The 22,093-nt window shown below is 51.3% G+C and carries 21 protein-coding genes and 1 pseudogene; 6 read left to right on the top strand and 16 right to left on the bottom strand.

Annotated elements, in window-relative coordinates; translation table 11 throughout:
- Positions 1-37: 37 nt before the first annotated feature.
- From NSCA4_RS0109610 to NSCA4_RS0109585, 6 genes are all read right to left on the bottom strand, one after another.
- A complete protein-coding gene (locus NSCA4_RS0109610) occupies positions 38-1,336 on the bottom strand; it encodes an O-acetylhomoserine aminocarboxypropyltransferase/cysteine synthase family protein (RefSeq protein ID WP_016687927.1) in 1,299 nt (432 codons plus the stop codon).
- Between the two features lie 88 nt (positions 1,337-1,424).
- Positions 1,425-4,190 (bottom strand): DNA gyrase subunit A, encoded by a 2,766-nt coding sequence (gyrA, locus tag NSCA4_RS0109605; protein WP_016687926.1) that lies wholly within the window; start codon positions 4,188-4,190, stop codon positions 1,425-1,427.
- A 181-nt stretch (positions 4,191-4,371) separates the two neighbouring features.
- Positions 4,372-4,932, bottom strand: coding sequence for an elongation factor P (efp, locus tag NSCA4_RS0109600; RefSeq protein WP_002219406.1), 561 nt, complete (start codon positions 4,930-4,932; stop codon positions 4,372-4,374).
- A 40-nt stretch (positions 4,933-4,972) separates the two neighbouring features.
- Positions 4,973-6,124, bottom strand: coding sequence for an elongation factor P maturation arginine rhamnosyltransferase EarP (gene earP / locus NSCA4_RS0109595; RefSeq protein ID WP_016687925.1), 1,152 nt, complete (start codon positions 6,122-6,124; stop codon positions 4,973-4,975).
- Positions 6,125-6,172: 48 nt separating this feature from the next.
- A complete protein-coding gene (locus NSCA4_RS0109590; protein WP_016687924.1) occupies positions 6,173-6,451 on the bottom strand; it encodes a hypothetical protein in 279 nt (92 codons plus the stop codon).
- 37 nt (positions 6,452-6,488) lie between these two features.
- Positions 6,489-7,433 (bottom strand): class I SAM-dependent methyltransferase, encoded by a 945-nt coding sequence (locus NSCA4_RS0109585; RefSeq protein ID WP_016687923.1) that lies wholly within the window; start codon positions 7,431-7,433, stop codon positions 6,489-6,491.
- Positions 7,434-7,769: 336 nt separating this feature from the next.
- Here NSCA4_RS0109585 and NSCA4_RS0109580 point away from each other — a divergent pair, with 336 nt between their 5' ends.
- Complete coding sequence (locus NSCA4_RS0109580) at positions 7,770-9,143, top strand: DEAD/DEAH box helicase (RefSeq protein ID WP_016687922.1); 1,374 nt, start codon at positions 7,770-7,772, stop codon at positions 9,141-9,143.
- A gap of 160 nt (positions 9,144-9,303) precedes the next feature.
- Here the strand turns inward: NSCA4_RS0109580 and NSCA4_RS0109575 are convergent, their stop codons facing one another.
- The gene (locus NSCA4_RS0109575) at positions 9,304-9,798 is read right to left on the bottom strand and encodes a hypothetical protein (protein ID WP_003743239.1); all 495 of its coding nucleotides are present in this window, start codon (positions 9,796-9,798) and stop codon (positions 9,304-9,306) included.
- Positions 9,799-9,914: 116 nt separating this feature from the next.
- On the opposite strand from NSCA4_RS0109575, the pseudogene NSCA4_RS15195 reads away from it, so the two are divergent.
- A pseudogene (locus NSCA4_RS15195) lies at positions 9,915-10,073 on the top strand (IS5/IS1182 family transposase); the annotation flags it as partial.
- A gap of 137 nt (positions 10,074-10,210) precedes the next feature.
- Here the strand turns inward: NSCA4_RS15195 and ftsB are convergent.
- From ftsB to NSCA4_RS16305, 3 genes are all read right to left on the bottom strand, one after another.
- The gene (gene ftsB / locus NSCA4_RS0109570; protein WP_003743241.1) at positions 10,211-10,489 is read right to left on the bottom strand and encodes a cell division protein FtsB; all 279 of its coding nucleotides are present in this window, start codon (positions 10,487-10,489) and stop codon (positions 10,211-10,213) included.
- Between the two features lie 16 nt (positions 10,490-10,505).
- Positions 10,506-11,792, bottom strand: a complete 1,287-nt coding sequence (gene eno, locus NSCA4_RS0109565; protein WP_016687921.1) for a phosphopyruvate hydratase — start codon at positions 11,790-11,792, stop codon at positions 10,506-10,508.
- A gap of 144 nt (positions 11,793-11,936) precedes the next feature.
- A complete protein-coding gene (locus NSCA4_RS16305; protein WP_141565468.1) occupies positions 11,937-12,299 on the bottom strand; it encodes an energy transducer TonB in 363 nt (120 codons plus the stop codon).
- Positions 12,300-12,455: 156 nt separating this feature from the next.
- On the opposite strand from NSCA4_RS16305, the gene guaB reads away from it, so the two are divergent.
- A complete protein-coding gene (gene guaB / locus NSCA4_RS0109560; protein ID WP_003743246.1) occupies positions 12,456-13,919 on the top strand; it encodes an IMP dehydrogenase in 1,464 nt (487 codons plus the stop codon).
- Positions 13,920-13,990: 71 nt separating this feature from the next.
- Here guaB and NSCA4_RS0109555 read toward each other — a convergent pair whose 3' ends face one another.
- The 6 genes from NSCA4_RS0109555 to NSCA4_RS0109530 all read right to left on the bottom strand — a co-directional run bounded on the left by NSCA4_RS0109555 (position 13,991) and on the right by NSCA4_RS0109530 (position 19,649).
- The gene (locus tag NSCA4_RS0109555; protein ID WP_016687920.1) at positions 13,991-15,898 is read right to left on the bottom strand and encodes an ATP-binding cassette domain-containing protein; all 1,908 of its coding nucleotides are present in this window, start codon (positions 15,896-15,898) and stop codon (positions 13,991-13,993) included.
- Between the two features lie 119 nt (positions 15,899-16,017).
- Positions 16,018-16,503, bottom strand: coding sequence for a 5-(carboxyamino)imidazole ribonucleotide mutase (gene purE, locus NSCA4_RS0109550; RefSeq protein WP_016687919.1), 486 nt, complete (start codon positions 16,501-16,503; stop codon positions 16,018-16,020).
- A gap of 79 nt (positions 16,504-16,582) precedes the next feature.
- Positions 16,583-17,317 carry a tetratricopeptide repeat protein gene (locus tag NSCA4_RS0109545; RefSeq protein ID WP_016687918.1) on the bottom strand — a complete coding sequence of 245 codons (735 nt, stop codon included), beginning with the start codon at positions 17,315-17,317 and terminating at the stop codon, positions 16,583-16,585.
- Between the two features lie 4 nt (positions 17,318-17,321).
- Positions 17,322-17,990 carry a class I SAM-dependent methyltransferase gene (locus tag NSCA4_RS0109540; protein WP_016687917.1) on the bottom strand — a complete coding sequence of 223 codons (669 nt, stop codon included), beginning with the start codon at positions 17,988-17,990 and terminating at the stop codon, positions 17,322-17,324.
- A gap of 10 nt (positions 17,991-18,000) precedes the next feature.
- On the bottom strand, positions 18,001-18,186 hold the full coding sequence (locus NSCA4_RS0109535; RefSeq protein ID WP_003743254.1) for a DUF3460 family protein: 186 nt from the start codon (positions 18,184-18,186) through the stop codon (positions 18,001-18,003).
- 134 nt (positions 18,187-18,320) lie between these two features.
- Positions 18,321-19,649, bottom strand: coding sequence for an anaerobic C4-dicarboxylate transporter family protein (locus NSCA4_RS0109530; protein WP_029609714.1), 1,329 nt, complete (start codon positions 19,647-19,649; stop codon positions 18,321-18,323).
- 331 nt (positions 19,650-19,980) lie between these two features.
- Between NSCA4_RS0109530 and NSCA4_RS0109525 the strand changes: the two genes are divergently transcribed.
- The 3 genes from NSCA4_RS0109525 (at position 19,981) to NSCA4_RS0109515 (ending at position 22,066) form a co-directional block, all read left to right on the top strand.
- The gene (locus tag NSCA4_RS0109525; protein WP_016687915.1) at positions 19,981-21,267 is read left to right on the top strand and encodes a CAP domain-containing protein; all 1,287 of its coding nucleotides are present in this window, start codon (positions 19,981-19,983) and stop codon (positions 21,265-21,267) included.
- Positions 21,268-21,395: 128 nt separating this feature from the next.
- On the top strand, positions 21,396-21,629 hold the full coding sequence (locus NSCA4_RS0109520; protein WP_016687914.1) for a hypothetical protein: 234 nt from the start codon (positions 21,396-21,398) through the stop codon (positions 21,627-21,629).
- On the top strand, positions 21,626-22,066 hold the full coding sequence (locus NSCA4_RS0109515; RefSeq protein WP_016687913.1) for a gamma-butyrobetaine hydroxylase family protein: 441 nt from the start codon (positions 21,626-21,628) through the stop codon (positions 22,064-22,066). The genes NSCA4_RS0109520 and NSCA4_RS0109515 overlap by 4 nt, the downstream gene beginning before the upstream one ends.
- The last annotated feature ends 27 nt before the right edge of the window (positions 22,067-22,093 follow it).

Here is a 22,093-nt window from a genome sequence, read left to right as displayed (position 1 = left end):
ATTTTCAGACGACCTTTTTAAGCGGAGGCTTTTTCATCTAACTACGGTGGTTATTTACCCATACCCGTGCCGCTTCCAATGCCTGCGCCAAGTCAGCAAGCAAATCATCGATATGCTCGATGCCCACGCTCAGGCGTACCATATCGGGGCTGACGCCCGCTGCGGCAAGTTCGGTATCGTCAAGCTGGCGGTGGGTAGTGGTGGCGGGATGGGTGGCAAGCGATTTGGCATCGCCGATATTTACCAAGCGCAGGAAGAGTTGCAGTGCGTCGATGAATTTTGCACCCGCTTCGCGTCCGCCTTTAATGCCGAAACTCAGCAAACCGGAGGCTTTGCCGCCGTAGTAGCGGTCGATTAAGTTTTTGTACGGGCTGTCAGGCAAGGCGGGATAGTTTACCCATTCGACCTGCGGGTGTTTCTTTAAGAATTCGGCTACTTTCAAGGCGTTTTCACAATGACGCTCCATGCGTAGGGCGAGGGTTTCCAAACCTTGCAGCAGTAAAAACGCGCTGTGCGGCGATAGGGCGGCACCGGTATTGCGCAGCGGGACGACGCGGGCACGGGCAATGTAGGCGGCCGCACCAAAATGCTCGCAGTAGTTTACTCCGTGGTAGGACGGGTCCGGCTGGTTGAAGGTTCGGTCAAAACGCGGATTACCTGCCCATTGGAATTTGCCGCCGTCGATAATGGCACCGCCAATCGTTGTGCCGTGGCCGCCGATGTATTTAGTCAAGGATTGGATAACGATGTCGGCACCGTGTTCGATAGGGCGGAACAGCGTGGGTGTAGCGACGGTGTTGTCCACCATCAGTGGCAGCCCTTGAGCGTGTGCGGCTTGGGCAAATGCCTGAATATCGACGACATTGATGGCGGGATTGCCGATGGATTCGCAATACACCAGTTTGGTTCGGCTGTCGGTATTGGCGGCGATTTCTTCGGGTTTGGCAGGATCGATAAAGCGCACTTCTATGCCTTGGCGCGGCAGGCTGTGGGCAAAGAAATTGTATGTGCCGCCGTAGAGGGTTTTGGTTGCGATGATGTTGTCGCCTGCTTCAACCAATGTTTGAACGGCATAGGTAATCGCCGCCATACCGCTGGCAACAGCCAATGCGGCAATACCTCCTTCCAAACGGGCGACACGCTCTTCTAAAACGGCGGTGGTCGGATTCATGATGCGGGTGTAGATATTGCCCGCAACGTCAAGGTTAAACAGGTCTGCGCCATGCTGCGTGTTGTCGAAAGTGTAGGAAGTGGTTTGGTAAATCGGGACGGCAGCGGATTTGGTGGTCGGTTCGGATTGATAGCCTGCGTGTAGGGCGATAGTTTCCCGTTTCATATGAATATCCTTGTAGTGATTTAAACGTTGATAAATAGAGGCCGTCTGAAAAAACGTAGATTGTTTTTCAGACGGCCTGTTTCTTGCTTTATTGCGGTGTATTGTCTTCTGTCGTTACGTTTGACTCGGTAGTGTTTTCTTCACCTGAAGCTGACGCGTCTTCCGGCTCTTCCGCTACCCGCTCGAGGCTGACCAGTTGCTCGCCTTCGTCCAGATTAATCAGGCGCACGCCTGCTGCGGCGCGGCCGGTTTCGCGGATTTGTTCGACTTTGGTGCGGATGAGGACACCGCCGCTGGTAATCAGCATCAGGTCGTCGGTTTCGCTAACCAAAGTTGCAGCGACCAAATCGCCGTTGCGCTCGCCGGTATTGATGGCGATATTGCCTTGTCCGCCTTTGTTTTTGCGGCTGTAATCGGCAATCGGGGTACGTTTGCCGTAGCCGTTGGCGGTGGCGGTCAGCACTTGCAAATCGCTTTGCGCGGCTTCGGGGGCAAAGGTAATCAGGCTGACGATTTTGCCGTCGGCAGGCAGGCGCATACCGCGCAGGCCGCCGCTGCCGCGACCGGACGGACGGACACCGTGTTTGCCGCTTGGCAGGGTGTTTTCGTTGTCTGCGGTTTCGTCTTCGAGGTCGTCTGAAATCTCGGTTTCGATGTCGGCATCTTCTGCTTCGTCGTTACCGGATTTTTCCCAGTATTCGTTGAAACGGATGGCTTTGCCCAAGTTGGAGAACAGCATGATGTCGTCCGAGCCGCCGGTTTGGGCGGCGCCGACGAGGTAGTCGCCTTCTTTGAGCGCGATGGCTTTGATGCCTTGGCTGCGGACGTTTTTGAAGGCGGAAAGCTGGACTTTTTTCACCATGCCTTGCGCGGTGGCGAAGAAGACGTATTGGTCTTCGGGGAACTCGCGCACAGCGAGGATGGCGCTGACTTTTTCGCCTTCTTCCAACTGGATGACGTTGTTAATCGGGCGGCCGCGGCTGTTGCGTCCGCCTTCGGGCAGTTTGTAAACCTTAATCCAGTGGCACTTGCCGAGGTTGGTGAAACACATCAAATAGTCATGCGTATTCGCAACGAACAAGGTTTCGATAAAGTCTTCGTCTTTGGTCGCCGCCGCCTGTTTGCCGCGTCCGCCGCGACGCTGAGCCTGATAGTCGGTGGTCGGCTGGGTTTTGATATAGCCGCCGTGAGTCAGGGTAACGACCATTTCGCGTTGAGGAATCAGGTCTTCATCGGCAATGTCGCCGCCGAACGGGTTGATCTCGCTGCGGCGCTCGTCGCCGAAATTGGTTTTGGTTTCTTCCAATTCTTCGCGGATGATTTGGGTGATGCGTTCCGGCTTCGCCAAAATGTCCAAAAAGTCGATGATTTTTGCCATGATGTTTTTGTAGTCGCCGACGATTTCTTCTTGGTCGAGACCGGTCAGGTTGCGCAGGCTCATGCGCAGGATGGCGTCAGCCTGGATTTCGCTCAGATAATAGCCTTGTTCCTGCAAGCCGAGGTTGGCGGGCAGACCTTCGGGGCGCGCCATGCTCAGGTCGAGGTCGGTACGGCTCAACATGTCTTCAACCAAACCGCTGCGCCATGGGCGGGACAGCAGTTTTTCTTTGGCTTCAGGCGCGTCGGCGGATTCTTTAATCAACCGAATCATCTCGTCGATATTGGACAGAGCAACGGCTTTACCTTCGGCGATGTGGCCCTCATGACGCGCTTTTTTCAGACGGAACAGGGTGCGGCGGGTAACGACTTCGCGACGGTGACGCAGGAATTCCGCCAAAATCTGTTTCAGGTTCAACAGGCGCGGCTGACCGTCAACCAAGGCGACCATGTTGATGCCGAAGCTGTCTTGAAGCTGGGTGAGTTTGTAGAGTTGGTTTAAAACGACTTCGGCGTTTTCATTACGTTTCAATTCGATAACGACGCGCATACCGGATTTGTCGGATTCGTCGCGCAGGTCGGATACGCCTTCCAACGTTTTTTCGCGCACCAACTCGCCGATTTTTTCCACCAGCTTGGCTTTGTTCACCTGATACGGGATTTCATCGATGATGATGGCTTCGCGTTCGCCGTTTTTGCCTATGGGTTCGATATGGGTTTTACCGCGCATAACGACGCGGCCGCGGCCGGTTTTATAGCCTTCGCGCACGCCGCTCAAGCCGTAGATGGTTGCGCCGGTTGGGAAATCGGGTGCTTGAAGGATGTTGATCAATTCGTAGATTTCGGTTTCGGGTTCGTCCAAAAGACGCAGACAGGCGTTGATGGTGTCGGTGAGATTGTGCGGCGGGATGTTGGTCGCCATACCGACGGCAATACCGGACGAACCGTTGACCAAAAGCGCGGGGAAGCGGGTCGGCAACACCAGCGGCTCGTGTTCGCTGCCGTCGTAGTTCGGACCGAAATTAACGGTTTCTTCTTCGATGTCCGCCAGCATTTCGTGGGCGATTTTCGCCATGCGGATTTCGGTATAACGCATCGCCGCGGCGCCGTCGCCGTCAACCGAACCGAAGTTGCCCTGACCGTCGATTAAGACGTAGCGCATCGAAAAATCCTGCGCCATGCGCACGATGGTGTCGTAAACCGCGGAATCGCCGTGCGGATGGTATTTACCGATGACGTCGCCGACGATACGCGCCGATTTTTTGTAGGCGGCATTCCAGTTGTTTTTCAGCTCGTGCATGGCGTAAAGCACGCGGCGGTGCACCGGCTTCAAACCGTCGCGCACATCGGGCAGCGCGCGGCCGACAATCACGCTCATGGCGTAATCGAGATAGCTTTTGCGCATTTCGTCTTCAAGGCTGACGGGCAGGGTTTCGAGTGCGAATTTATGGTCGTTGCGGATAGTTGCGTCGGTCATGGTTTTCTTTATTTCGTATGGCAAAAATTAGCTCGAATTTTAGCATAAAAACGGCTTGGACAGGGCGTTTTGCGGGGCAATGCGGCAAATCCGGGCAACTTGCAGAACGATGGTTGTAAAATAGACAAAAGGTCGTCTGAAACTTTTCAGACGACCTTTTGTCTTGGATTGCAAACGATGCTTAAGCGCGTTTGCGGAATTCGCCGGTACGGGTATCGATTTCGACTTTGTCGCCGTTTTCGATGTAAGACATCACTTGGATTTCAGTGCCGCCGACCAGACGCGCGGTTTTCATCACTTTGCCGGAAGTGTCGCCTTTAACGGCAGGCTCGGTGTATTCGACTTCGCGTACGATGATGGTGGGCAGCTCGACAGAAATAGGGTTACCTTCGTAGAAGGTTACTTCGCATTGGTCTTCCATACCGTCAACGATGAATTTCAACGCGTCGCCGATGTTGTCGGCTTCGATTTCGTATTGGTTGAATTCTTCGTCCATGAAGACGTACATAGGGTCGGCAAAGTAGCTGTAAGTACAGTTTTTGCGGGACAGGATGACGACGTCGAATTTGTCGTCGGCTTTGTAAATGGTTTCGGAAGCGGCACCGGTCAGCAGGTTTTTCAGTTTCATGCTGACTTTGGCGGAAGAGCGACCGCCTTTGATGTATTCGGTTTTTTGAACGACCATAGGATCGTTGCCGACCATGAATACGTTGCCGGCGCGCAGTTCTTGTGCTGTTTTCATGTATTGTCCAATCAAATCGGTTGTAAATAAACGCGCTATTTTAGCGTATTTTTTTAAGCTTTGAAATAAAGGCGGCGAGTTTTTCGGGGGCGGAAGGCTGCTCGGAAAGATAACGGCTCCAGTCCTCCGCACCTTGCCGCCAGTCGTTTTGGTGTTGTTGCAGGATTTGCCAACATTCTAGGCGCTGCGTGGCGGATAATGCCTCTTTGCCGTTGAGGTCGTCTGAAAGGCGGCGGTGTGCCGAGGCGGTTTCGGGCGTGTAGAAGCCGTGTGCCTTATCCCAAAAGGCGTGGAGTTTGTCGAGATGGACATGCTCGTCTTGCGGGTAGATGTGCCAAAAAAAGGGTTTGCCGGCAAGCTGGGCGCGGACGAAACTGTCTTCGCCGCGTATCACGGCGCAGTCGGCAAGGTGCAGCAGTTGGTCGAAATCCTGTTGCGGCACGAAAGGGATTTTGACGAGACGGATTGAGGTCGTCTGAAAAACATCGCCGTCGTTTTGCAGAGCATCTTGCGGAATAACGCCGCTTTGTTTAAGGCTGTCAATAATTTGCGTACCCGCCAGCAACAGGGTCAGCGGGCTGCCTGCCTGTTGCCACATGTCCAGCCATTTCGCCCAAACATCGCTCCGATAGCCGAAAAGCAGCCATTCGGGGGCATTTTTTTCAGGAAGCATCAGCCGCTGACGCAGGGCTTCGGTATCGAAATGGACGGCGTCGCGATAATCCCGCTCGCGTATCAGCCCGCCGCTTTTTTCGCTAAATCCCATAAACCAAAAATATTTTTGAACACCCTCCTGCGGCGAAGGCATCAGATGCAGCCTCTCATTGCTTTCTTCCGCGCTCAAATACTCCCAATTCAGCCAAAGCGGTTTGTGCTGGCGGATAACGTTCAAGACATTTTCAGGCAGGTCGCAGGCGAAAGTTTCGATGACGATATCGGGAACAGGGGCAGCATCGATGTCTGCCGCATCGGAACGCCAAGTGCGGACATGAATATCCTGATGAACACAGGGAACATCAGGCAAATCCGGGCAAAGCGCACGCAAGGCGGACACATCGTCCGTCCACAAATGCACCTGCCAACCGAGTTCACGATGCAAAACACGGGCAAGCCGCAGGGAAACGCCGATGTCGCCGAAATTGTCGATGAGGTTGCAAAAAATCCAACAAACAGGAAAAGCGTGTGTATTCATAAAAGACTTGAGGTCGTCTGAAATCGGTTTCAGACGACCTTTTCAAAACTAAAACGCGCCGAAATAGTGGAACAAATACACAATCAGCAAAACGATCGGAATAAACAGCAACATGGTTTGACGTTTCAAATCAAACTCTTGCTTAAGATGATGCTTGATGGTTTCGAAGAGGATGAATTTGAAGAGAAACGTCGCTTCGCAGGCAAGGATAATGCCGTTGATTAAGTGTTGCGCCGCGTCTTCAGGCGGATTGACGGCAAAAACGGCAAGCGTCGCCAAGGGTATCAGGCAGACGACGAGCCAGCGAATGATAAGCGGTTTGGACATGGTGTGTAATCAGTTCAAAATAATTAGAAGAGGGCGGTTATTTATGCCGGATTTCCCAACACTGATGGATTTTCTTGTTGCGGAAATCGTCGGGAACGGATTGTTTGGAAATGTCTTTGACGGCGTATTGTTCTGATACCGAGTCGTCCAAGACGAAGCTGCGCAAGTTGTTGGAGAAGTACAAAATGCCGTCTGAGGCGAGCAGGTTCATCGTGCCGTCAATTAATTTTTTGTGGTCGCGCTGGATGTCTAGGATGTCGAGCATCTTTTTGCTGTTGGAGAAGCTGGGTGGATCCATGACGATGAGGTCGAACTGTTTGCCTTCGGCAGAGGCGTTTTGCAGGTATTGGAACACGTCGGCGCGGACGATTTGGTGTTGTTCGGGGCTGATGCCGTTGAGTTCGAAATTGCGTTTTGCCCAATCGAGATAAGTGTTTGACAAATCGACGGTTTCGCTGGACGCTGCGCCGCCGGTGGCGGCATAGACGGTAAAGCTGCCGGTGTAGGAAAACAGGTTGAGGAAGCGTTTGCCCGCTGCGGTTTCGCCGACTTTTTTGCGCGTGTTGCGGTGGTCGAGAAAGAGGCCGGTGTCGAGGTATTTGTCAAGGTTGACCCAAAACTTGCGGCCGTTTTCGGTGATGACGAAATCGTCGCCGGTTTTGCCGGTTTTCTCGTACTGCTGCAAACCTTTTTGGCGTTCGCGGCGTTTGAGGTGGATTTGATCGGGCGCAAAACCGGTAACGAAGGCGACGGCTTCCAAGACTTCGGCAAGCCACGCTTCGTATTCTTCGGGCTGCATCAGCCAGCCGGTATCGTATTCCTGAAGGTGGATTTGGTCGCCGTAAACATCGACGGCGAAGGGGAATTGGGGGATGTCGCGGTCGTAAATGCGCCAGGCTTCGATGCCGTTGCGTTTCGCCCATTTCATGAGATGTTTGATGTTTTTGCCCATGCGGTTGGCGAAGGGGGTGATGTCGGTCATGGTTTCAGACGGCCTGAATGAGTATTGGGAAAGTTTGGATTTTAACGCACTTGATGCCTTTTTGCTTGACCGTTGTCTATAAAATCTATATTATCCGCCGTTCGACTTTTTATACGAAGCCATCGTCTTCCAACCTAAACCGCCGTTTCGGGCGCGTTTCTTTTATTGCTTGCATATTTGCCAAGCCTTTCTGTGCAGGTTGTCGTCGATGTTAACCACAAGCAAGATGCTTGCGACAACCCTGTAACTTCACATTTCCCGTATCGTTACTTTCCTTTGCTTCAGGTCGTCTGAAAACTGTTCAGGCGTGCGCGTTGTTGTCTCTTTAGGATAGCCATGTCTATTAAATTTGCCGATTTGAACCTTGATAAAAACATTTTGTCCGCCGTAAGCAGCGAGGGTTACGAAAGCCCGACGCCGATTCAGGCGCAAGCCATTCCGTTTGCTTTGGAAGGCCGAGACATCATGGCTTCGGCGCAAACCGGCTCCGGCAAAACCGCCGCCTTCCTGCTGCCGACTTTGCAGCGGCTGACCAAACGCAGCGAAAAACCGGGCAAAGGCCCGCGCGCGTTGGTATTGACGCCAACCCGCGAGTTGGCGGCGCAAGTTGAGAAAAACGCGCTGGCGTATGCCAAAAATATGCGCTGGTTCCGCACCGTCAGCATCGTCGGCGGCGCATCGTTCGGCTACCAAACCCGCGCCCTGAGCAAACCGGTTGACCTGATTGTCGCCACTCCGGGCCGTCTGATGGACTTGATGCAAAGCGGCAAAGTCGATTTTGACCGTTTGGAAGTGCTGATTTTGGACGAAGCCGACCGTATGTTGGACATGGGCTTTATCGACGACATCGAAACCATTGTCGAAGCCACCCCGACCGACCGTCAGACTTTATTGTTCTCCGCCACTTGGGATGGCGCAGTCGGCAAACTCGCGCGCAAACTGACGAAAAACCCTGAAGTCGTCGAAGTCGAGCGCGTGGACGATCAAGGCAAAATCGAAGAGCAGTTGCTGTACTGCGACGATATGCGCCACAAAAACCGCCTGCTCGACCACATCCTGCGTGATGCCAACATCGACCAATGCGTGATTTTCACGTCCACCAAAGCCATGACCGAAGTCATCGCCGACGATTTGTACGAAAAAGGTTTCGCCGCCAACTGCCTGCACGGCGACATGCCGCAGGGCTGGCGCAACCGCACGCTGATGGATTTGCGCAAAGGCCGCTGCAAAATTCTGGTTGCCACTGATGTCGCCGCACGTGGTATCGACGTGCCGACCATCACCCACGTTATCAACTACGACCTGCCGAAACAGGCGGAAGACTACGTTCACCGCATCGGCCGTACCGGACGGGCAGGGCGCACGGGTATTGCGATTACCTTTGCCGAAGTGAACGAATACATCAAAGTACACAAAATCGAAAAATATATCGACCGTAAGCTGACCGAAGTGACCGTCGAAGGTATGGAACCGACCCGCAAACGAAAATCCGTAGGAGGCAAGCCGAAAGGCAAAGGCGGCTGGGGCGATAGAAAATCCGGCGGCTGGCGCGGTGATAAGAAACCGGGCAAAGAAGGCTTCGGCGGAAAATCGCGCGGCGAAGGTTTCAAAAAAGAAGGATTTAAGAAAGGCTGCGAAGGCTTTAAAGGTAAACGTAAAGCCAACGATTCTTTCGGCTCGAAACCAAGCCGTCCAGCGAAAAGAGGCTGATGCTAAAGTCAAATCAATAGCGGATATTAAGCAGTATTGATACCTCGTTGTCCGACAAAAAAGGTCGTCTGAAAATTGATTTCAGACGACCTTTTTATTATGATGAAACGGAGGACGGCAATGGCCTGAGATAGATGGTTTCAATGATGGCATAAAAAATTTATACCGGCTCATGCGCCCATTGAGGAAGCGTGGTTTTCTGTTTGCAAAATGCAAATAACCGCTGCCCGCTGAATTTCTCAAACATCAGTTCCACACCGCTTTGCAAGCGCAGAATCAGGGCGGAAGGTGTATCTATTTTGATAAAGTCAATGCGGTGCTGTACCAGTTTTGCAATAGTCGAATACAAATCAAGCTTGTCTGCATGATTGAAAAACCAGGGATTAAGACTTAACCAGCGTCCGCCGTTTAATGGCTCTCCAGGTTGGAAATCAGCACGGATTTGAGTAAGGCGGTCGTCTGAAAAATGCAGCTCAATATTGCCATAAAGCCAGATATTCCATCCTTTTTTCACTAAAAGCCCTTTAGGAACACATTCGGGGGCGGGGAACATTTGTAAAATCATTTCTGCAGTTTGTCCGATTTCCAGATAATCAAATCGGCCTGTGGTCAGAAAGTCAAACATATCGACAGAAATCGGAAAGTGGTAACGCATGGCGAGCTTCAGACGAGGTAGGAAGGATGGCGTTATATTAGTTCAAAAGTTAAATGCAATCAATTCTTATTTCTATTTTTATTTGGTTTCACTATTTGAGGACATTTTATTTTTTGTATAGTGGATTAAATTTAAATCAGGACAAGGCGACGAAGCCGCAGACAGTACAAATAGTACGGCAAGGCGAGGCAACGCCGTACTGGTTTAAAGCTAATCCACTATACAATTTAAAATTAAGAAACTTTCATCAATACCATCATTTCCGCATAGGCAGGAATATGAAAGTTTGAAGTAGCAGCAAACTTTGAATATTTTTATAAAACCAAGTTGTTTTCGCAGGGAAAGTCCAAGCTACAAATAAAAGAAGGTCGTCTGAAAATTTTCAGACGACCTTTTGTTTCCATCAGGGCAATTAACGGCTGCGTTCGATAAAACGGTAATAGGTTTCGCCGTCTTGGACGTAACCCAATTCCACACGGGCAATTTCAGAAATCGCTTCTTGACCGTTCGCCAAATCATCGACTTCCGCAGCAAGGAACTGGTTGCGCAAAGTGAGCGTCTGGTTTTTCTCCTCCTGCACGGAAAGTTGTTCCTGCAATTCTTCCGTATGCCCGATACTGCCTTTTCCAAACCAAAGGCTATATTGGCAGTAAGCGAGCGCGATGGATAAAACAACAGTTACCCACTTCATACATCAATACCTTTTCTTATTTGCCCAGTTGATAGAATGCGGCTTTGCCCGGGTAGTAGGCAGCTTCTGCCAATTCTTCCTCGATACGCAGCAGTTGGTTGTATTTCGCCATGCGGTCGGAGCGGCTCAATGAACCGGTTTTGATCTGCATACAGTTGGTCGCAACAGCCAAGTCGGCAATGGTGCTGTCTTCGGTTTCGCCGGAACGGTGGCTCATTACGCTGGCGTAACGGCTGCGTTTTGCCAAGTCAACCGCTTGCAAGGTTTCGCTCAAAGTACCGATTTGGTTAACTTTGACCAGCAATGCGTTTGCCACGCCTTTTTCGATGCCTTGGGCAAGGATTTTCGGATTGGTTACAAACAAGTCGTCGCCGACCAGTTGTACTTTGCTGCCGAGTTTTTCGGTAAGGAGTTTCCAGCCTTCCCAGTCGTTTTCATCCATACCGTCTTCGATGGAGATAATCGGGAATTCGTTAACCAAGCCTTCAAGGTATTCGGCAAATTCAGCGCTGGTGTAAGAACGGCCTTCGGCTTCCAAGTGGTATTTGCCGTCTTTGTAGAACTCGCTGGATGCGCAGTCCAGAGCAAACAATACGTCATCACCCGCTTTGTAGCCGGCGGCTTCGGTTGCTTCAACCATCAGTTGCAGAGCTTCTTTGTGGCTGTTCAGGTTAGGGGCGAAACCGCCTTCATCGCCGACAGTAGTCGGGAAGCCTTTACCGTCGCACAGTTTTTTCAGCGCGTGGAAAATTTCGGCACCGCAGCGCAGGGCTTCGCGGAAAGATTTCGCGCCGACAGGCATAATCATAAATTCTTGAATGTTCAAGCTGTTATTGGCATGTTCGCCACCGTTGATAACGTTCATCATCGGAACAGGCAAAGCCATAGGACCAGCGCCGCCCAAGTAACGGTAAAGAGGCAGACCTGAATCTTCGGCAGCCGCGCGGGCAACAGCCATAGAAACCGCTAAAGTAGCGTTCGCACCCAAATTACCTTTGTTTTCAGTGCCGTCCAGCTCGATCATGATTTTGTCGATGTAGGATTGTTCGTTGGCATCGATACCGATCAGGGCTTGGGCGATTTGGTTGTTGACGTGTTCGACTGCTTTCAATACGCCTTTACCCAAGTAACGGGATTTGTCGCCGTCGCGAAGTTCCAAAGCTTCTTTTTGACCGGTAGATGCACCGCTCGGTACAGCGGCACGGCCCATTACGCCGGACTCCAGCAATACATCGCATTCTACGGTAGGGTTGCCGCGTGAATCCAAAATCTCGCGGGCAAAAATATCAACGATTGCGCTCATAAATATTCTCCAAATGAGGATGAAAAAAGAAAAGTAGCTTTGTTACATTTCAGACGACCTGTAAGTGTCGCTGAAAACACATCAACGGCGATTATACCGATGGGGTGGTATTGGAATTACGATGAAACCGACTGTAAGTTTGTTTCACGTCAACATCGGTTTGCACAAGAAATAATATCTGCTCAAGCAGCCCCGCATTTTAACAGTTTTTGAGGTTTCAGGGCAGGGGAGCTTGCTGAGAATACTTTGTTTTAGGCAGGGAGGTCGTCTGAAAAACGATTCGAATGAGCATTTAACCAGCCGATAATATTCAATATCTTTTCGAATTTTGGGATAAATGAGGATGTTTTTAAGGGGTTGGAGAGCAGCATTGTCTAATCTGTGATAGCCGCTGCTTTCAATAATGCGAACCATATTTGAGAGATTATTTAAAGTCCTTACGCCGAGAATGACTTGTCCTTTCTCTCCATTTTCTAGGAAATAAACAGGATATTTGGGAGCAGGTATATTGACAACTTTGTTGGAAAAGCAAAATCGGTATCAAAATTTCCGGGCATTTATCATCGTGTAAAAAAATAACAAAGGCCCTGCAAAATTTTGTCAAGGTTGGCGTTTAAATGCTATAATGCCGTGCATCTTGCACAAACTGAAAGACTGAGCATCATGCGTATCGTAGAAAAAGCCTATACTTTCGACGATGTTTTGTTGGTTCCTGCACATTCAACCGTGCTGCCACGAGACGTTAAACTTCAAACCAAGCTCACCCGCGAAATCACGCTCAACCTCCCCTTACTTTCCGCCGCAATGGACACCGTTACCGAAGCACGCCTCGCTATTTCCATGGCACAAGAAGGCGGTATCGGCATTATCCATAAAAACATGACGCCCGAAATGCAGGCGCGTGCCGTTTCCAAAGTGAAACGCCATGAGAGCGGCGTAGTGAAAGACCCTATTACGGTTGCGCCGACGACGCTTATCCGCGAAGTATTGGAAATGCGTGCGCAACGCAAACGCAAAATGTCCGGTCTGCCCGTCGTAGAAAACGGCAAAGTGGTCGGTATCGTTACCAACCGCGACCTGCGTTTTGAAAACCGTCTCGACCTGCCCGTTTCCGCCATCATGACCCCGCGCGAACGCTTGGTTACCGTCCCCGAAGGCACAAGCATCGACGAAGCACGCGAACTGATGCACGAACACAAAGTCGAGCGCGTTTTGGTCTTGAACGAAAAAGACGAGCTGAAAGGCTTGATTACCGTAAAAGATATTTTGAAAACCACCGAGTTTCCGAATGCCAACAAAGACTCTGAGGGTCGTTTGCGCGTAGGCGCGGCAGTCGGCACCGGTGGCGACACCGAAGAACGCGTCAAAGCCTTAGTCGGAGCAGGAGTCGACGTGATCGTCGTCGATACTGCACACGGCCATAGCCAAGGCGTTATCGAACGCGTGAAATGGGTGAAAGAAACCTATCCGCACATCCAAGTCATCGGCGGCAATATCGCAACCGCCAAAGCCGCTTTGGATTTGGTTGCAGCAGGCGCAGATGCCGTCAAAGTCGGTATCGGTCCGGGTTCGATTTGTACCACCCGTATCGTTGCAGGCGTAGGCGTGCCGCAACTGACCGCCATCCACAACGTTGCCGAAGCCCTCAAAGGCACAGGCGTTCCGCTTATTGCAGACGGCGGCATCCGCTTCTCAGGCGACATCGCCAAAGCTCTGGCAGCGGGCGCATACAGCGTTATGCTGGGCGGTATGTTTGCCGGTACGGAAGAAGCACCGGGCGAAATCGAACTCTACCAAGGCCGCTCGTACAAATCCTACCGCGGCATGGGTTCCTTGGGGGCAATGAGCCAAGGCTCCGCCGACCGCTACTTTCAAGATAAAACCGACAGCACCGACAAATACGTCCCCGAAGGTATCGAAGGCCGCGTCCCCTACAAAGGCCCGATTGTGAACATTATTCACCAACTGACCGGCGGACTGCGTTCCAGCATGGGCTATTTGGGCTGCGCCAATATCGCAGAAATGCACGAAAAAGCGGAATTTGTAGAAATTACCTCCGCCGGTATGAGCGAATCCCACGTTCACGATGTTCAAATTACCAAAGAAGCGCCGAACTATCACCGCTAAGGTAAAGTAAAAAAAGGTCGTCTGAAAGTTTCAGACGACCTTTTTCTATTGTTTGAATAATGCCCTAAAAATCAGATTGCTTCACCGTTCTGCTTAGCTTCCAGAAGCTCCCAGCGTTCCAATTTTTCCAAGAGCAGTGTTTCGATTTCTTCGGCGCGGTTTTGCAATGCGCCGGCTTTTTCGTAATCTTTGAAAATTTCAGGATCGGAAAGTTGCGCGTTGATTTCCGCCTGTTCGGTTTCCAAGGCGGCGATTTCGTCGGGCAGGGCGTCGAGTTCGCGTTGTTCTTTGTAGGAAAGTTTGACCGTGCGGTTGGCTTTGGGTTTGGCTTTTTCCGGTTCAGCGGCTGCTTTGGGCGCGGAGGTCGTCTGAATTTTCTCTTCGCGTGATTTTGCGTCGATGTAGTCCTGATAGCCGCCGATGTATTCTTTCAGACGGCCTTGTCCTTCGAAAACAATGCTTTGGGTAATTACGTTATCAAGGAACATACGGTCGTGTGAGACGAGGAATACCGTGCCCTGGTAATCGCGCAGCAGGTCTTCGAGCAGCTCTTGGGTGTCGATGTCCAAGTCGTTGGTCGGTTCGTCCAAGACCAGGATATTGGCAGGGCGGGTAAAGAGTTTTGCCAGCAGGAGGCGGTTGCGTTCGCCGCCGGAGAGCGATGAAACAGGGCTTTGCGCGCGGGCAGGGTGGAACAGGAAATCTTCCAGATAGCTCATGACGTGTTTTTTCTTGCCGCCGATTTCGACGTAATCGTTGCCTTGTCCGAGCGTGTAAAACACGGTGTCGTTTTCGTTCAACGCGTTGCGGAACTGGTCAAAATAGGCGACTTCCTGCTTGCTGCCGATGCGGATTCTGCCGTAGGTCGGCTGCAATTCGCCCAGAATCAGCTTGAGGAAGGTGGTTTTGCCGATACCGTTGGGGCCGATTAAGCCGATTTTGTCACCGCGCTGCAAGATGGCGGAAAATTTGTCCATGATGACTTTGTCGCCATAGGCAAACGAGGCGTGTTCCAGCTCGGCGATGATTTTGCCGCTTTTCTCGCCGCTGTCGAGTTTGAAGTTGACCTGCCCTTGTACGTTGCGGCGTTCGGCGCGCTGGCGGCGCAGTTCTTCCAAACGGCGCACGCGGCCTTCGTTGCGGGTACGGCGCGCTTCGATGCCTTTGCGTATCCACGCTTCTTCCTGAGCGTGGAATTTGTCGAAGAGGCGGTTATGTTCCGCTTCTACTGCCAACTCTTGCGCTTTTTTTTCGCTGTATTTGGAGAACGAGCCGGGATAGGAGCGCAATATACCGCGATCGAGTTCGACGATTCGCGTAGCGATGTTGTCCAAAAAACGGCGGTCATGGGTAATCACGACCAGGCTGCCTTCAAACGCTTTGAGCAGGTTTTCCAGCCAGATAATCGCGTCTATGTCCAAATGGTTGGTCGGCTCGTCCAGCAGCAATACGTCGGGCTTCTGCACCCAAGCCTGCGCCAGGGCGACGCGCTTTTTCTGCCCGCCGGAGAGGTTGCCGATTTTTTCGTTTTCCGGCAAACCGAGTTCGCCCAAAGTCTGCTTCACCGCGGCATCCAGCTTCCAGCCGTCCTTCGCTTCGATTTCAAGCTGTAATTCGTTGAGTTCTTTCAATAAGGTTTCACTTGAACCATTTTCCAAGTCATGGCTGACGCGGTGGTAACGGCGCAGCAGGTCGCGGATTTCGCCCAAGCCTTCGGCGACGGTGTCGAATACGGTGGCTTCTTTGTCGAAAAACGATTCCTGCGGCACATAAACGATTTTGAGGTTGTTTTGAACGATAATCTGCCCGTCGTCGAGCTTCTGCACGCCGGCGAGGATTTTTAGAAACGAAGATTTACCCGCGCCGTTGCGGCCGATTAAGCCGATTTTTTCGCCGCTGTCGAGTTGGAAGGAAGTTTTGTCGAGCAGGGCGACATGGCCGACGGCAAAGGAAGCGTTTTCTACGGATAAGATGTTCATAAGGCAGATTGAGAAAGATGAAAGGGTATGGATTTTAAACGATTTTGAAGGTTTCTTTGAAATCAGGCAAAAAGGTCGTCTGAAAAACGAAAATCCGTTTTCAGACGACCTTTTTTATATCAGGCTTCGGGTAATTCCATGTCTAAAACGGTTTGCTCCTGCTTGGCGCGGAAATCGGCAAGTTTTTGCGCCAGCTTGAGATCTTCGTTGGCAAGCAGCGAGATAGCGAACAGGGCGGCGTTGGCGGCTCCTGCTTCGCCGATGGCAAAAGTGGCAACGGGAACGCCTTTGGGCATTTGCACGATGGAGAGCAGGGAGTCTTCGCCTCGCAGGTATTTGCTGGGTACGGGAACGCCCAATACGGGGACGGTGGTTTTGGCGGCAACCATGCCGGGCAGGTGTGCCGCGCCGCCCGCACCGGCGATGATGGCTTTGATGCCGCGTTCGCGGGCGGTTTCAGCGTATTCGAACATTAAATCGGGGGTGCGGTGTGCGGACACGACGCGGGCTTCGTATTCGACGCCGAACTCTTTGAGAAACTGCGCTGCCTGCTGCATGACGGGCCAGTCGCTGTTGCTGCCCATGATAATGCCGATTTTGGCCATATTTGCTCCTATTGTATAAAACATTATTCAATGAATGATTTCAGACGACCTTCGAATAGGGGGGAGATCGTCTGAAAAGTTATCGTTGCTTGATACTGATAGCGGCGCGTTTGGCAGCTTCGCTATCGGGATAGCTCTGTATCAGCTTGCGCCATGTGTTGAGGGCGATGTCTTTCTGTTGCAGTTTGTATTGGCATTGTCCGATGCTGAAGAGCGCGTCGGGGGCTTGCGGGCTGCTGCGGAAGCGGTTGGCGTAGCGTCCGCCGATTTCGATGACGGATTCGCAGTGGCCCATGCGCTGCTGGCTTTGCAGCAACAGATACATATTGCGGCGCGCAATATCGCTGCCGTTACCGCCGTCGGCTTCCTTCAGAATGGCTGCCGCCGCCCGATAATTCCCGCTGCGGTAGTATTTGGATGCACGCTCGTAAAGACGGGTTTCGTTTAGGGTAAGGGAATCTGTTTCGGTCGGCGCGGTACCGCCGTTCTCCAGATAATGTTTTTTGAGCTTCTGGTCGTCCAAGCGTTGCGACACGGTTTTCTTAGCAGGACGGGAGTGGATTTTGTTTTGCTGCTCGATTTGCTGCAAACGAAGGTTTACCGCCTCCATTTCCCGCTCAATGCGTGCAACCTGTACGCCCAAATGGTCGATTTGTGTCTGTTCGTCGAGCTTGGGATAGGGGATGGATACTTTCTGCGGGCTATCGGGAATATCCGGCAGCGAAAAAGTGTCGTCTGAAGACGGGGATGAAACGGAAGTACAGGCGGCGGTAACGGCAATGGGAAGCAGTCGGATAAGCAGGTTTGTTTTCATCGGTTTATTTTTTCAATAGAAGGGTCAATCCGTCGCCGACGGGTAGGGTAATGGGAACGATACGTTCATCTTCGGGTAGGCTGCGGTTGAATGTTTGCAGTATTTTCAAGCTGGGCGGGGAGTGTTCGTCGCCCTCATGCAAGACCCGGCCATTCAGCAAAACATTGTCGATGGCGATAATGCCGCCCTTACGCACAAGCTTCAGGCAACGTTCGAAATATTGCGGGGTAGGGGGCTTATCCGCATCTATCAGGGCCAGGTCGTAACTTTCCGCTTCGCCTTGCGCTATCAGGTCGTCCAAAGTCAAAAGGGCAGGTTGCAGGTACAGCGAAATTTTGTGTTCCACCCCTGCCGCCCGCCAAGTTTCGCGCGCTATGTCGGTAAATGTTACGTTGATGTCGCAGGCGGTAACTTTGCCATGCTCGGGCAATGCAAGCGCGACGGCGGTGCTGCTGTATCCTGTAAACACGCCGATTTCCAAATATTTTTCGGCACGGATAAGCTGCGTCAACCAAGAAAGCAGGGCGGCTTGTTCGCGGGCAATGGCCATATTGCCCAATCGGTGTGAAAGCGTGCGCTCGCGCAATGCGGCAAGGACGGGATGCTCCGCTTGTCCGATGGTATTGAGGTAGTCCTGTAGTCCGGCAGGGGTGTTGGATGTGCGGACAGTCATTTCGGCACGATCAGTCTTGATAGTATGTGTAAGGTTTTTTGGCGACTTTGGCAGCCTCAAACTCTGCCTGCTCTTGCGGATTTAATTCGACATCCCAAAGCAGGTGGCGGTTTTCTAGGCGTTGCGTTTCCAGTTGCGGATTGTCTTCGATAAGTTTGTCGAGAAACTGGGTGGCTTCGGATTTGTAGTGGTACATTTTTGTACGCTCCGTGGGGATAGGGTCGTAAAAGACGGGTTTTGTTATGCGGTGATATTATAGCGGATAATCCTAATGCAAAGGTCGTCTGAAAACGCATTTTGGTTTTCAGACGACCTTTTTTTCAGACGACCTTAAAAGAAATAATTCGCCAGCAACAAACCGAATGCCAAGCTAAACGCCATGCTTAAGAGGCCGGGGATCATAAAGCTGTGGTTGAAAATAAATTTGCCGATTTTGGTTGAACCTGTGCTGTCAAAATCAATCGCCGCGATAATCGGACCGTAGTTCGGAATGAAGAAATAGCCGTTCACCGCGACAAACGTGCCGATGATAATCGGAGCGGGAATGCCCAGCGAAATACCGATGGGGAACAGCGTTGCGACGGTCGCCCCCTGGCTGTTGACCAAGACGGACAAAACGAACAGGGCAAACGCAAAAGTCCACGGCGCGGTTTCGACCAGATGCGATACGGTTTCTTTGACTTCTGCCAGATGACCGTGCATCAGCGTATCGCCCAGCCATGCCACACCGAATACGGCGATAACGGCACGCATCCCCGCGTGGAACACCGAGCCTTTTGTAATCGCGTTACCATCCGGTTTACACAGTAGGATAATCAGCGCGGCGGCAGAAAGCATGACGATTTCGATAGCGTGCGCCATGCCCATCAGTTTCGGGCCTTCTTCCGTTTGGAAGGTCGGACGCAACTCGGGGACGGCACCCATCACGACCACCAGTAATGCGGCGGCGAGGAAAATACCGACCGAGAGTTTCGCCTCTTTGCTGACGGGCGCGTTGGAAACTTCAACCGAATCTTTTTCGTTGGCTTTTACATATTCCGGGTCTTTCAGCAACGCCTGATAATGCGGGTCATCTTTCAACTCTTTGCCGAGCTTGTTGACGAATACGCAGGCGAGACCGATACCGAGAATGGTTGAAGGAACAGTCACTTTCAGTACATCAGCCATGGTGATGTGTTGCGGCTCAAGGTAGGTAACGCAGGCAACGACCGCGGCCGCAATCGGGCTGGCAACAATGGCAAATTGCGATGCGATAACCGCCATCGTCAACGGACGCGACGGGCGGATGCCGTTGCGGCGGCTGACTTCGGCAATAACGGGCAATACCGAATAAGCGACGTGTCCCGTGCCTGCCAATACGGTAAACAGGTATGTAACCGCAGGCGCGATGAAGGTGATGTATTTCGGATTGCGGTGTAAAACGCGGGTGGCGATTTTAATCATGTAGTCCAAGCCGCCGCTTGCCTGCATCGATGCGGCGGCGGAAACAACCGCCATAATCATCAGCATCACGTCAATCGGCGGACTGGTCGGCTCAAGATGAAAACCAAAAGCCAAAACCGCCAACCCGACACCGCCGAGTACGCCCAAGCCGATACCGCCGACCCGTGCGCCGATTAAGATACACACCAGTACGATGGCGAACTGGATAAAAAACATTGTGGACATGGACACTTCCTAATTCGAGGATATAAAGCAAATATCAGATTCGGGCTGGCCAAACCAATACCGATGGAGCAAATATTCAATATTTTCAACAGACAAAAAAGAGGATGAAGTCATTTGCCCATAAAATACAAAAACTTCATCTTTCAATATGGCAGGAATTATAAATCAGGCAAATTCGCTTAACAATATTTTACTGTAATAAAAATACATTTATTTCATTTGGCCGGCGCTTTTCAGACGACGCTTACGGATATTATGCTGTATGATTCGCCAAGTTCTTTCATCAGTACGTTAAACTCACTTCACTCTATAAAATGACAATATGAAATCCATCTCCATTTGGCTGGTAATATTAGCAGGCGCGCTTGGTCTGTTTTATTACCAGCAAAATCGCTATTTCTTTTCAGACGACCTTATCCACCCTCAAGCCGGTCAAGACCATTCGTCCGTAGAAACTTTAAGCGGTTTGGGTTACCTTAATTTTTTGCGTGCTGCTGCCGGTTTGAATTCTCTGTCGAATTCCCCGGTATTGGAACGCTCAGCCCGCAGGCACGCCAAATATCTGCTGATCAATCCTGAAGACGGCCATGACGAAAAACATCGGAATAATCAATTTTACACGGGATACAAGCCCTCCGACCGCGCCCGCAAGGCAGGCTATTATTTCGATGGGGTTCATGAAAACATCAGCACGGGCGAGTACCGCCATCAGGATGGATTTAAAAGCACGCTTGTCCTGCACGAGCAAACTGATGCCCTGATGACAGCCATTTACCACCGTTTTTCTTTGCTTGATCAAAATATTGACGAGGCGGGCGTAGCTGTTGAGCATGGCAACGGAAAAACCGCCGTCGTCTTCAATCAGGGCAACCGGGAATTCAATCATTGGTGTTCGTTAGGGCGATCTTATCCGGAAGCAGGCCGCCGTTTCTATAAAAATTCTTGTTTCAATGGCTCTATCGTTTACGCCGACGAAATTAAAAATCAAACAAAATTAGCGTATATCGCTTATCCGAAGGGAAATTTTGCCGCGCCGGATTTTTACGGCGAACATCCTGATCCCATGCCCGGTTATGAATTTACCGGAAATCCCGTCAGCATTGCATTTTCAGACGATGGGAGTGAAGTCAAGATGCTGTCGTTCAAACTTTATCAAGGCAAAAACGAAATCGACAAAACCAAAATTTTGGATAAATACACAGATCCAAACGGACAGTTGACTGACAAACAATTCGCGCTTTTCCCGCTATCGCCGCTCGAATACGACACTGCCTACCGCGCCGTATTCGAATACAGTCAAAACGGTAAGAAACAGAAAGCAGAATGGACATTCAAAACCAAAAAGCCCGATTATCCTTATTTTGTCGTCAATGGCGGAGAAACGCTTGCCGTCAAACCGGATAACATTTATTTCATTCATTGGAAAAACCACTGGTGTCTTCGCGAATGCGAAAAAATCACATTCCGCCCGCGAGGTGATGCAAAGCTTGAGGTTTTGGAACGCAAACCCGGAGGCTTCCTCGTGCGCCTCAAAGGAAAAACCGGCACAGCCGTGCGCCTGATGCCGAATGAGGAAACCGAAAAAGCAGTTGTCCTGCTTATCGAGTAAGCCTGATAAAGCAAAAGCCAAAAGGTCGTCTGAAACAGGCGTTTCCGTTTCAGACGACCTTTTATCGAAATTAGCCTGCAAAACTGATAGAATGACCCGACTTCAAGTTCAGCAACCCTTGCGCAGCCATGAGCCGTCATCACAAAATCAATGCAGATACCCGCTATGCCCTCATTTCTGTCGCTTTAATGGTTTCGGAGTTTTTAATATTTGCAGGACTGATGATGTTACCTTTGGGCTTAATCGGGCAGACGAGGATAAATTTGATACGCCTGTCCCTTTATTTAATTTTGCTGTTTGCCGCGGCCGGTGGCGTTTTTTCCATCAGAGTTGCGTGGCTGCGTAAAAAATCCGGAGTATGACCGTGAACGAAAACAACCTCATTCCGACTGAAATCCGTCTGTCGAAAGACCGTGCATCGCTGACGCTGCGTTACGATGCCGATGAAAAACCACTTTCCGCAGAGTTTTTGCGTGTTTATTCGCCCAGTGCGGAAGTGCGCGGACACGGCGTAGGGCAGGAGGTTTTACAAACCGGAAAGGCAAGCGTTACCGTTGCTGATTTGGAGCCGGTCGGTAATTACGCCTTGAAAATCACTTTTTCAGACGGCCACAACAGCGGTTTATACGACTGGGCCTATCTGCACAAACTGGCGCACAATTACGACGCGCTGTGGGCGGACTACCTGCGCCGTATGGAGCTGGCTGGTGCGTCCCGTATTCCTTCTCCTGACGATTTGAATGCCGAACCGAAATCCGGCCATACCTGCGGCAGCGGAGGTTGCGGCGGAAGACATTGACGAAAAGGTCGTCTGAAAATATGGAGC

Source organism: Neisseria sicca 4320 (assembly GCF_000193735.1).
In the GTDB taxonomy this organism is placed as follows: domain Bacteria; phylum Pseudomonadota; class Gammaproteobacteria; order Burkholderiales; family Neisseriaceae; genus Neisseria; species Neisseria sicca_E.
This window is presented reverse-complemented; position numbering and strand designations above follow the sequence as displayed.